Origin of the sequence: Desulfolutivibrio sp., assembly GCF_036584575.1 — a bacterium.
In the GTDB taxonomy this organism is placed as follows: Bacteria; Desulfobacterota; Desulfovibrionia; order Desulfovibrionales; family Desulfovibrionaceae; genus Desulfolutivibrio.
This window is the reverse complement of the sequence record NZ_JAZHDB010000220.1, coordinates 1-10,837: the sequence shown is the minus strand read 5'-3', so window position 1 is coordinate 10,837 and position 10,837 is coordinate 1. Positions and strand designations below refer to the sequence as shown.

General features: G+C 63.3%; 7 protein-coding genes and 2 pseudogenes. 5 read left to right on the top strand and 4 right to left on the bottom strand.

Annotated elements, in window-relative coordinates; all coding sequences use genetic code 11:
- The first annotated feature begins 205 nt into the window (after positions 1–205).
- A complete protein-coding gene (locus V3572_RS16410) occupies positions 206–1,408 on the top strand; it encodes a GAK system CofD-like protein (protein WP_332112107.1) in 1,203 nt (400 codons plus the stop codon).
- Positions 1,409–1,524: 116 nt separating this feature from the next.
- Here V3572_RS16410 and V3572_RS16405 read toward each other — a convergent pair whose 3' ends face one another.
- Both V3572_RS16405 and V3572_RS16400 read right to left on the bottom strand, forming a co-directional pair.
- Positions 1,525–4,707, bottom strand: a complete 3,183-nt coding sequence (locus V3572_RS16405) for an ATP-binding protein (protein ID WP_332112106.1) — start codon at positions 4,705–4,707, stop codon at positions 1,525–1,527.
- Between the two features lie 73 nt (positions 4,708–4,780).
- Positions 4,781–6,004, bottom strand: coding sequence for a trehalose 6-phosphate synthase (locus tag V3572_RS16400; RefSeq protein ID WP_332112105.1), 1,224 nt, complete (start codon positions 6,002–6,004; stop codon positions 4,781–4,783).
- Between the two features lie 294 nt (positions 6,005–6,298).
- Between V3572_RS16400 and V3572_RS16395 the strand changes: the two genes are divergently transcribed.
- The 3 genes and pseudogenes from V3572_RS16395 to queA all read left to right on the top strand — a co-directional run.
- Entirely contained in the window at positions 6,299–7,216 is a 918-nt protein-coding gene (locus V3572_RS16395) for an exopolyphosphatase (protein ID WP_332112104.1), read from the top strand.
- 2 nt (positions 7,217–7,218) lie between these two features.
- A complete protein-coding gene (gene lipB / locus V3572_RS16390; protein WP_332112103.1) occupies positions 7,219–7,872 on the top strand; it encodes a lipoyl(octanoyl) transferase LipB in 654 nt (217 codons plus the stop codon).
- Positions 7,873–7,979: 107 nt separating this feature from the next.
- Positions 7,980–9,041, top strand: a pseudogene (gene queA / locus V3572_RS16385) (tRNA preQ1(34) S-adenosylmethionine ribosyltransferase-isomerase QueA); the annotation flags it as partial.
- Positions 9,042–9,199: 158 nt separating this feature from the next.
- Here the strand turns inward: queA and V3572_RS17825 are convergent.
- Together V3572_RS17825 and V3572_RS16380 are read right to left on the bottom strand one after the other, a co-directional pair.
- A complete protein-coding gene (locus tag V3572_RS17825) occupies positions 9,200–9,652 on the bottom strand; it encodes a TPM domain-containing protein (protein WP_442877398.1) in 453 nt (150 codons plus the stop codon).
- Between the two features lie 10 nt (positions 9,653–9,662).
- The gene (locus V3572_RS16380) at positions 9,663–10,262 is read right to left on the bottom strand and encodes a LemA family protein (protein ID WP_332112102.1); all 600 of its coding nucleotides are present in this window, start codon (positions 10,260–10,262) and stop codon (positions 9,663–9,665) included.
- Between the two features lie 64 nt (positions 10,263–10,326).
- Here V3572_RS16380 and V3572_RS16375 point away from each other — a divergent pair.
- Positions 10,327–10,837, top strand: a pseudogene (locus tag V3572_RS16375) (hypothetical protein); the annotation flags it as partial.

The following is a 10,837-nucleotide window of genomic DNA, read 5'->3' as shown; positions in this document are numbered from 1 at the left end:
CGACGTGGCCCGCAACCGGCAGGCCATGGGCCAGGCCCTGGAGATCGGGGCGGCCGGGGCGGCCGTGCGCATCTTTGCCGTGCCCACCAACGAGGAACTGGAGATCGCCCGCCAGACCGTGGAGACGCTGGCCGCCTGAAACGGCGGCCTGGACAGAAACCGGGCTGTTTTTTTCGAAGAAGACACTCTCCAAAAAGGATGGACCATGCCCGACAAGGCCCTGCGCAAGATCGTTTTGACCCGCACCGTGACCCTGCCCGATCCGGTCAGGACGGCCATGTGCCGCCGTTCCCCCGAGCTTGGGCCGCGCATCCTTTTTTTCAGCGGCGGCTCGGCCTTGCGGCGCCTCAGCCAAAAGCTTGTGGACTACACCCACAACTCCATCCACCTCATCACCCCCTTCGATTCCGGGGGCAGTTCGGCGGTCCTGCGCAAGGCCTTCCGGATGCCCGCCGTCGGCGACATCCGCAACCGGATCATGGCCCTGGCCGACCGCAGCGTGAAGGGGAATCCCGAGATCTTCGAGCTCTTCGCCTACCGCCTGCCCAAGACCGATCCCCCGGAGAAACTGCGCGAACGCCTGGAGGCCATGGCCAGGGGGGCCGACCCCCTGGTGCGGCGCGTTCCCGACCCCATGCGCAAGATCATCCGTTCCAATCTGGGGTTTTTCATGGACAGAAGCCCCAAGGATTTCGATCTGCGTGGGGCCAGCATGGGCAATCTGATCCTGACCGGCGGCTATTTCAACTACAAGCGCCAGATCGATCCGGTCATCTATCTTTTCAGCCGCCTGGTGGAGGCCCGGGGCGTGGTGCGACCCATCATAAACGCCGACATGCATCTGGTGGCCACCCTGGCCGACGGCACGCGGCTGGTGGGACAGCACCGGCTCACGGGCAAGGAGACGGCCCACATCGCCTCCCCCGTGGCCGACATCCATCTGGCCGACGATCCGGCGGGATTCATTCCTGTGGAGCCCAAGCTCAAGGCCAAGGTGGCCGACCATATACGCGGGGCCGACCTGATCTGCTATCCCATGGGCAGCTTTTATTCCAGCGTGGTGGCCAACCTCCTGGTCAAGGGCGTGGGAGATGCGGTGGCCGCAGCCGAGTGTCCCAAGGTATACATCCCCAACCGGGGGCACGACCCCGAGGAACTGGGCATGGGCCTTGCCGACAAGGTGGCGGCCCTTTTGCGCTATCTGGGGAAAAGCTGCGGCGCGGCGGTGGAGCCACGGCGGCTTTTGCAGTTCGTCCTGCTGGATTCGGGAGATCGCGAGGCCTTGTCCGAGGCGGCCCGGGTGCGGCGTTTGGGGGTGGAGGTCATTGAGGCCCCGCTGATGAGCGAAAAGAGCCAGCCCTATCTCGACCCCCGGCGGGTCATCGAACATCTTCTGGCCCTGGCCTAGGGCCGCGACTCGGAACGCATGGAAGGGCGCCGCGCCATCATGCCTGGCGTCCCTGGCGCGTCCCGCAGCCTGAAACCGCCCCGCGCGCCGGGCGTTCCCCGGGGATCGCAGGCGCCTCAGGCCGCGTTGGTCTCCAAAAGTCCCTGTCCGTAGAGGTGGGCCAATTCCTGCGTCCGTTTCCGGACGGCCTCCAGGTCGCCGTTTTTGGCGGCCATGGAGACATCCTCCAGAAACGCCACGCCTTGGGAAAATCCCAGGGTGGCGCCGACGCTTTTGAGCGTGTGGGCGTGGATGCGAAGGGCCTGGGCGTCCCCGGCGTCGGCGGCGTGTTGCATCTTTTCCAGGAGCTCCCCGAATTCCTTCAGGGCGGCCTGAAAAATGGGCTCCAGGGTCTGGTCGTCGATGCCCATGCGGCGTTTGGCCTGTTCCTTGTCGAAAAGGGGCGGTTTGTCGGCGGCGGCAAGGGGGGAGCGGGTGAGAAGGCGTTCGATCAAGGCCTCAAGCTCGAAGAAGTTGACCGGTTTGGCCATGTAGCTGTCCATGCCCGCCGCGCGGCATTTTTCCCTGGCCTCGTCCAGGACGTGGGCGGTCATGGCCACGATGGGCGTGGCGGCGCGATCCGCTCCCGCCTCCCCGGCCCGGATGCGCCGGGCGACCTCGATGCCGTCCATGCCGGGCAGTTCCAGGTCCATGAGCACCAGGTCAAAGGCTTCCCGGGCCAGAATCTTCAGGGCCAGAAACCCGTCGGCGGCCACGGTGATCTCATGCCCCATCTTGTCCAGGTGGAGTTGGGCGACCTTGACGTTGACCGGATTGTCCTCCACCAGCAGGATTTTCGCTGGACGGCCTGGGCGTGGGCGGTCAGCGTTTTCCACGCGGAGGCCCGGGACGGCGGCGGGCTGCGTGCGGTCAGGGTCGGCCTGGCGAAACAGGGTCGTGGCGGTGAAGACGCTTCCCCGGCCTTCCCGGGAGACGGCCGTGATGTCCCCTCCGAGCATGCGGGCCAGGTGGCGGCTGATGGCCAGGCCAAGGCCGGTGCCGCCGTATTTTTCGGCGTTCGCGTCGTGGGCCTGGGTGAAGTCGTCGAAGATATGCGGCAGTTTGGCCGGGGCGATGCCGATGCCGGTATCCTCCACGGCAAACGCCAGGGGAACCATGGCCGCATCGCCGCCCTCTGGAACCGGCCGCCGGTCCACGCCCAGCGTCACCGTGCCGCGCTCGGTGAATTTCACGGCGTTGCCCACCAGATTGATCAGGATCTGGCGCAGCCGCCGCCCATCGCCGAACAAACGACCGGGCACGTCAGGCGCAAGGCGCAGGTCAAGGGAGATGCCTTTCTCCCTGGCGTTTAAGGAAAAGGTCTTGACCACCGAGTCCAGCAGGTCCCGCAAGTCGAACTCGGCGTTTTGCGGGACAAGCTTGTCGGCCTCGATCTTGGACAGATCCAGGATGTCGTTGAGCAGATCGAGCAGATGACCGGCGGCCTGGCGTATGGTGCGGGCGCATTCGCCCTGCTCCGGCGGCAGGGTGCTGCGCAAAAGCACCTCGGCCATGCCGATGACCGCGTTCATGGGGGTGCGGATCTCGTGGCTGACGTCGGCCAGAAAACGGCTCTTGGCCTGGGAGGCGCGTTCCGCCGCGTCCTTGGCCCGGTGCAGGTCGCGCTCCAGGTCCTTGCGGTCCGTGATGTCCACGAAGGCCCCGATGACCCCGGTGACCACCCCGGCCTCATTGCGTAGCGGCGAGGCGTTGCCGAACAGGCAGCGTTTGTGGCCGTTGTCGAAACGCATCTCCAGCTCCACTCCGCGAATCGGGACGCCGTCGCGGGCGGCGCGCTGCATGGGCAGCTCCATGGCGGGCACTGGCACGCCCTGGGCATAGACCTGGAAGTGCTTCGGCGCAGGGGCGTCGCCCGGGGTCATGGAGAGGTTTTTTTCCGGGGCCATGCCGAGAAATTCGTGGGCCGCCCGGTTGCCGGTGATGGTCCGGCATTGGGGGTCGCGGGATATCCAGACGATGGCCGGGATGGATTCCATAAGCCCCGTGAGTTCGGCCGTGCGTTCGCGCACCCGGCGATCAAGCTCCGAGGCGGACTGGCGAAGCTCGCGCTCCATGCGTGTTTGCTCGGTCACGTCACGGGCGATATGCAGGGCCCCGGTGATGTGTCCCTGGCTGTCGCGCAGGGCGTCGAAACGCAGGTCGATATATCGCGGCTCGGCGTTTTTGCCCGAGATGGCCTCGGTGACATGGACTATTTCCCCGTCCAGGGCCCGTCCCCACAGGGCCGCAGCCTGGGCCCGTTCCGGGGGAAACGCATCGAGCAGATCCAAAAGACTGTCCCCGATGGCCGGGGTCACCCCGAAAAGCGCGTCAAACTGTCGGGAAAACGCCTCATTGTGCAGGATGATCCGGAAGTCCGGGTCAAGCGCGGCCACAGCGTCCGAGGTGGAGTCGATAATGGCCCGGTTGAGGGTGTTTGAGGCCGAAAGCGCCACGGCTGTCCTGGACAACTCCCTCTCGGCCTGGGAACGGGCCTGGACCATGGCGTTTATGGCCTCGGCCAGTTGCCCGATCTCGTCCCTGACGGCGCCGGGGGGGCGGATGTCGGCCCGGGCGTCCAGATTGCCGTCTTTGATCTCCAGGGCCAGTTTTTTGATCCGGCGCACGGGCTTAAGCACCGAACGGTCGAAGAAGTAGATGGAAAAGCCCGTGGCGGCGGCGGCCAGGAACAGGATGACCAGCAGTCGCCGGGCGGACTGGCGGGACATCTCCCGGGAATCGTCCAGGAACAGGTCCATGCGTTGCCGGGCCAGGCCTTTCAGATATTCGGCGTCGGCGGCGATGAGGGTGAACAGCGGCCGCAGGCGCTCGTTGTAATAGTCGATCCTGGCCTGTCGGGCCATGACTGCGGATTCCAGATGCCGCAGATCGTCGATATAGCGTTCGTGCTGTTCGAGCAGGCGCCTGGCGTGCAGGGCCTCGTCCCTGGTGAAGGGACGGGGAATCTCCAGTTTGGCCTGACGCAGGGAATCCCGGAACAGGGCGTCGGCCTGTCCGATTTCCAGGGCGTCGTCGGTCTCGTTGGCGTGCGCCAGCTCCCTGGCCATGGCGTCGAGCATCCCGGCGGCGTCCGAGATGCGCTCGATGGCCTCCATGACGCGCACCACCCGGGGGATGGTGGCGTCCGCCTCCCTGGCCATGGCCCGGATGGTGACCATGGCGTAGATCCAGGCCAAAAGCGACAGGAGGGCCAGGCTGGCCACGATGAGGATGTGGCGCCAGCGGAGCGTGCCGATCATGGGCGGCGTCCCGCGCGGCGCGGCCTGACAGGGCGTGGGGTGAACCAACGGTGATGTGGTGATTCCATACGCATTATCCGTTGTGGGCCGTCGCTCCCAAAAGGGCCATCAGCATGTCCGGCGAGGGCAGAAAAAGGGCGCCCGGCAGTTTTTCCCGGATGAGGTTGGTCGTCGAGTCGCCGCAACCGACGAAAATAGCGAGGGTCTCCGCACCCCTGGAGGATGCCGCCAGGGCCATGGGGATGTCCGCCGGGGTGTCGCCGCAGGCCAGATGCGGGCCGTTTTCGATGCCAAGGCCCAGGGAGCGGTCCAGATAGGCCACGGCGTCGCCCTTGTCGAAGTCTTTGACGCCCCCGGCGTCGTCCTCGATGGTCAGGATGATCTCCAGGTCGAGTCCGGTGTCTTCGATGCGCAGGTGCTCTCCGGCCGGGTCCAGGGCGGCCGCCACGTCGCGCACGGAGGCGAAAAGCTCCAACGAGCGGTCTTCGGGCACGGAGCCGTCCATGTCCTGGCGGGCCAGGGTGGTCTGCCCGAATTTGAATTGCAGTCCGGAGCCGATCAGGGTGAACACCTCGTTTTCGGGCCGGTGGACCAGGGCCAGGAGACGGTCGTTGAGCGCCTTCAAAAGTTCTTTTTTCCAGGGCGCGATGGGCAGAGCCCCCCGGTTTCCGGCCCGGTCCAGGTATTCCCGGCCCTTGGAGGCCCCGTAGGCGAAGACGCCCGAGGGGATGGCCGTGACATCCAGAATGCCCGGCCCGCGCAGGGGGGCGGAGGTGAGCATAAGCGGGTACGTTGTCCGGTTCATGGCGAACCGGCACAGAAAGACCGCCGAATAGGCCGACTGCACCGAGGTGGCGTAGCGTCCGTGGTAGGACTGCACGGTGCCGTCGCGGTCGGTGAAAAAACAGTTGAACCGGCGGTCTCCCAGGAACTGCCGCCCGGTCTCCAGGTGGTCGTCGAAACCGTCGATCTCCCTGGCCAGATGGCGCAGCAGGGCGTTCTCACCGGCGCCGAGGTAGATGAGATCCTTTTCCAGTTCCTCCCGTTCCCGGTTCAAATCCACGCCAATGCTGCGGCCGTCCGGGAGCAGAAGCTCCTTCATGCTTCCCCGGCCGCCGGGACGGGACAGGGCCGCCAGGGTGCGTTCCAACAGGGCGGCGTGGGCGGGGTCCGGGGTGCGTCCGTCCAGGATTTCACGCACGGCGGCGGTGCGGATGGCCTGGGAGGCCTCCATGGCCGCGCGCAACTGGGCCAGGGTGTCGATATCGTGGGGCGGATGGGGGAGGGCGTGCATCATGGTGTCAAAACTCCAAAAACAACGGACCACGTCGGGGTGTCCGGAAAAAGGATGCTGGACATGGACCTGTGGCGTCGATCCAGGGAATGCGCGCCGAGGCGGCATTTCACACGAAAAGCCGCGACATGGCAAATGAAACCCCACGCGGGCATCCGCAGGACCAAGCCTGCGCCCCCTGTCGGCGACGCGAAAGCGAAAGCCGCCGCTTCTCGCCTGTTGTCAGCCGCAGGGCCATGCGTTACCGTATAACCGCCGTCATCGGCTCCATCTCGCACCCATCTGCCGGAGGAGAACATGCGCCTTCTGACCCGATCCGACTTTGACGGACTCATTTGCGCCGTGCTGCTGAAAGAAGCGGGCATCATGGACGACTGGAAATTCGTCCACCCCAAGGACGTCCAGGACGGCAAGGTGGCCGCCAGCGACAACGACATCCTGGCCAACGTGCCCTATGCCCCGGGCTGCGGCCTGTGGTTCGACCACCATTCCAGCGAGCAGGAACGCCTGGACTTCAATTTTTCCTTCCAGGGCGTCTCCCGGCTGGCCCCGAGCTGCGCCCGGGTCATCTGGGACTACTACGGCGGCCACAAGACCTTTGCCCCCCGCTTCGACGCCATGCTCGACTATGTGGACCGTTGCGATTCGGGCAACCTGACGGTTGCGGAAGTCGAGAACCCTACGGGATGGATTCTTTTGAGCTTTCTCATGGATCCGCGCACGGGCCTGGGGCGCTATCGGGACTACCGCATCAGCAACTACCAGCTCATGGAAAAACTGGTGGAGATGTGCCGCATCGAGGATGTGGAAACCATCCTGAACGATCCCGACGTCAAGGAGCGCATCGCCCGTTATTTCGAGCAGGACGCGCTTTTCCGGGAGATGCTTAAAAAACGCGGCACGGTACACGGCAACGTGGTCCTGCTCGACTTCCGGAACCAGGACGAAATCTACACCGGAAACCGGTTCGTCGTCTACACCATGTTCCCGGACTGCAACGTCAGCGTCCAGGTCATCTGGGGAAAGCTCAAGCAAAACACCGTCATTACCGTCGGCCACAGCATCACCAACCGCACCTGCAAAACGGACGTGGGGGCGCTCATGTTGGAATACGGCGGCGGCGGCCACGCCAAGGTCGGCACCTGCCAGGTGGACACGGCCATCGCCGAGGACGCCCTGGCCGACATCATGGCCCGGTTGCAAAAAAACGGATGAACATGTCTGCCGCCGTCCCCGGTTCCCGCGGGCTTGAGCTGCGATTCCCGGGGCGTCTCGATTTCTCCGAGGCCATGGTCCTCCAACAGCGTGCGGCCGAGGCCCTCAAGGCTGGCGGCGGAGGAGGCACGGTCTTTGTGCTGGAGCATCCGCCGGTCATCACCCTTGGGTCCAACAAAAAGCTCAATCAGGTGTTGGCGGCGCCCCCCGGCGTACCCGTGGTCCAGACCGACCGGGGCGGCGGGGCCACCGCCCACGAGCCCGGGCAACTGGTGGTCTACCCCGTGGTGCACCTGCGCCGCCTGGACCTTGGGGTCAAGGCCTTCGTTTTGCGCATTCTGGAGGCCGGGGCCAGGCTTCTGGCGGAGATGGGCGTGGCTGCCGAACCTCGCCTGGACCCCCTGGGCCTGTGGGTGGATGGCCGCAAAATCGCCTCCATGGGCATTCACGTCTCCCGGTTCGTGACCACCCACGGCCTGGCCATCAATCTTATAAACGACCTGGGCCTTTTCTCGGCCATGGTGCCGTGCGGCCTGCCCGGCGTATGCATGACCTCCGCCGCCCGGGAGCTCGGCCACGCCGTGGATACGGCCGCCGCCGCCCGGCGCATGGCCGAACTGACGACCGAGGCCCTTTGTCCGGACCCCGCCCCGTGACCCCCGATTCCCGCGAACCTTCGCACGCCCCCAGTCCTGGCGATCCCGACGGTCCTCGCCATCCGGACGATCCTTGCGAACCGGGCGGCGTTCCCGCCGACTGCGACCTGGGAACCTACCAGTTCCATCTGCCGCCGGAGTTGATCGCCCAACGCCCCCTGCCGCAGCGCGACGCCTCCCGGCTCATGCTCCTTTCCCGGGAAACCGGCCGCGCCCGTCAGGCCCGGTTCGCCGATCTGCCGGACCTTCTGCCGCCCGGGGCGCTGCTTGTGGCCAACAACACCCGGGTGGCCCCCGTCCGTCTCTTCGGCCGCAAACCCACTGGCGGGGCCGTGGAGTTTTTGCTGCTCACCCCGCCCGTGCTCCTGGCCGCCGCGCCCGATCCCGACCGGCCCGGCCGTGTGTCGGCCCGGGCCGTGGGCCTTTTGCGGGCCGCCAAGGCCCCCAAACCCGGCGATCGCGTGACCTTTTCCGACGACCTGTCCCTGACCGTGGTCTCCCGGGGCGAATTCGGCCACGCCGAGGTCATGCTGTCCTACCTCGGCCAGCTCCCCGACATCCTGGACGCCATCGGACACATGCCCCTGCCGCCCTACATCAAGCGCCCCGACGAGACCGCCGACGCCTCGCGCTACCAAACCGTCTACGCCCGCCGCGACAAGCCCGGCTCGGCGGCCGCACCCACGGCCGGACTGCACTTCACCCCGGCCATGCGCCACGCCCTGAAAAAACGCGGCTTCGACTGGGCCGAGGTCACCCTGCACGTGGGCTACGGCACCTTCAGCCCGGTGCGCGTCACGGACATCCGCAACCACGACATGCACCGCGAGCATCTGGAAATTCCCCCGGAAACCGCCGCCGCAGTCGCCCTGGCCAAATCCCAGGGCCGCCCGGTCATCGCCGTGGGCACAACCTCCGTGCGCGCCCTGGAAGGGGCCTTCGCCGCGACCGGAACCATCGACCCCTTCGTCGGCGCCACCGACATTTTCCTGCGGCCCGGCTGCGATTTCCACGTCATCGACGGCCTTTTCACCAATTTTCATTTGCCTGGATCAACCCTGCTGATTATGATATGCGCTCTGGCCGGAACAAATCAGGTTCTTTCGGCTTACCATGAGGCCATCAGCGCCGGGTTCCGCTTCTTCTCCTACGGCGACGCCATGTTGATCGTATTCAAGGGCCTGCACCTCCCCTGCGGACAGTACTCCTGCAAGGTCATTTACCAATCGCGGCGGTTCGGGCCTTGTCAGCAGAGTCTGCGCCTGCAGCGCAATAACCGTTGTAAGCCACAGCGCCGCTATCATCATGAATCCGTGTCTTTTCATTTTCATACCACGGTTTCGTCAGTATCAAAAGAGATGGCATCCGGGAGCTCATTGACGTCATCCTTCAATCTCGGGAAATGTTCCCTTAGCTTCTCTCCGGCCATCAGAACTCCTTCTGACAGGCCTTCGGCAAATAGTCCCTCGCTGAAACGTTGTTGCATGTGATCACGAATGCTGTCCCAGAATCCCGCCGGCACAACCGCATTGATCCCTGAATCTCCTATTATGGCGAATTTACGCTCCTTAAGAGCCAGGTAAATGAGCACACCATTGCGGTCAGCCGTCCTGTGCATGCCCACCTTCTTAAACAACCATGCCGCCTCATCAAGGACATTCGCCTTGCAGGAGGTCTCAACATGCACGCGGACCTCGCCGGAGGTTGCATGCTCAGCCTCTGCAATGGCACTGACAACGGTCGCCTGCTGCTCGGGAGTAAAGAATGTTGATGCTTTCATCGGATGAGCGTCAGAACTCCACCTTCGGAGCTACCTCTGTTCCCTCCTGGGCTTCAAAGTAAGGTCTGTCGTTGAACTTGGTGAATGAAGCGATCAGGTTATTCGGGAATTGCTTGATGAAAGTGTTATACACGCGCGCGGCATCGTTGAAGTTGTTCCTCGCAACGGCGATCCTGTTCTCCGTACCTTCAAGCTCCACCTGCAGATCACGGAAATTCTGCGTTGCCTTCAGTTCGGGATACCTCTCCACAACAACCATCAGCCGCTGAAGGGCAGAGCTTACTTCGCCCTGCGCAGCCTGGAACTGCTGAAGCTGCTCAGGTGTTATATTTGAAGGATCAACGGTGACCGAGGTGGCCTTGGCCCTTGCCTCGATGACCCTCGTGAGTGTCTCCTGCTCGAACTCGGCAGCACCCTTGACAGTGTTCACGAAGTTTGGAATCAGGTCAGCCCGCCTCTGATACTGGGTTTCAACATTGCTCCATTCAGTTGCAACCTTCTCATTAAGAGGAACTATCTTGTTGTAAATGCCCACACCCCATGACACGATGAGGAGAATGGCAACAACAATGATAATAAGCACAACAAGTCCGCTAATACCTTTTTTCATTTTTCTTTCTGTTTGATTTGAATTCAAAAATAATCAAAATATCACTCGCAAAGACGTACAGTTCATGAGCTTCGCTGCCTGTTTGATTTGTTTTTTTCATTTGCCGCTTACCGCGAAACTAATTGTACTAATTTTGAGCAAAATTTTACCAGTCATGAGAACTATTGCTATCGTCGCAGGTGGAAATTCATCCGAATATCCGGTCTCAGTCCGCAGCGCTCAGGGAGTTGAAGCTGCACTGAAAGGACAGTACGAAACATACATCGTCAATATCAAGGGCACCGAATGGTACTGGGAAGACCCCAAGGGACGTCTCTTCAGGATTGACAAGAACGATTTCACACTCGTGCTGGATGATCAGCGCGTAAGATTCGATGCCGCCTTCATCTCCATTCACGGGAATCCCGGAGAGAACGGCCTTCTGCAGGGATACTTTGACATGACCGGCATTCCTTATACAAGCTGCGATGCCTTTGTCTCGGCCCTGACCTTTAACAAACAGGCATGTAAGCTGTATCTCATGTGCCTCTTCGACCACTTCAATTTCTTCGCCCGGATCGACAAGATGCACGAGC

What these genes read in the sequence shown, in the direction of transcription:
- V3572_RS16400 (WP_332112105.1), bottom strand. Translation starts at nt 6,004, where the DNA reads ATGATGCACGCCCTCCCCCATCCGCCCCACGATATCGACACCCTGGCC.
- lipB (WP_332112103.1), top strand. Translation starts at nt 7,219, where the DNA reads ATGTCTGCCGCCGTCCCCGGTTCCCGCGGGCTTGAGCTGCGATTCCCG.
- V3572_RS16410 (WP_332112107.1), top strand. Translation starts at nt 206, where the DNA reads ATGCCCGACAAGGCCCTGCGCAAGATCGTTTTGACCCGCACCGTGACC.
- V3572_RS16380 (WP_332112102.1), bottom strand. Translation starts at nt 10,262, where the DNA reads ATGAAAAAAGGTATTAGCGGACTTGTTGTGCTTATTATCATTGTTGTT.
- V3572_RS17825 (WP_442877398.1), bottom strand. Translation starts at nt 9,652, where the DNA reads ATGAAAGCATCAACATTCTTTACTCCCGAGCAGCAGGCGACCGTTGTC.
- V3572_RS16405 (WP_332112106.1), bottom strand. Translation starts at nt 4,707, where the DNA reads ATGATCGGCACGCTCCGCTGGCGCCACATCCTCATCGTGGCCAGCCTG.
- V3572_RS16395 (WP_332112104.1), top strand. Translation starts at nt 6,299, where the DNA reads ATGCGCCTTCTGACCCGATCCGACTTTGACGGACTCATTTGCGCCGTG.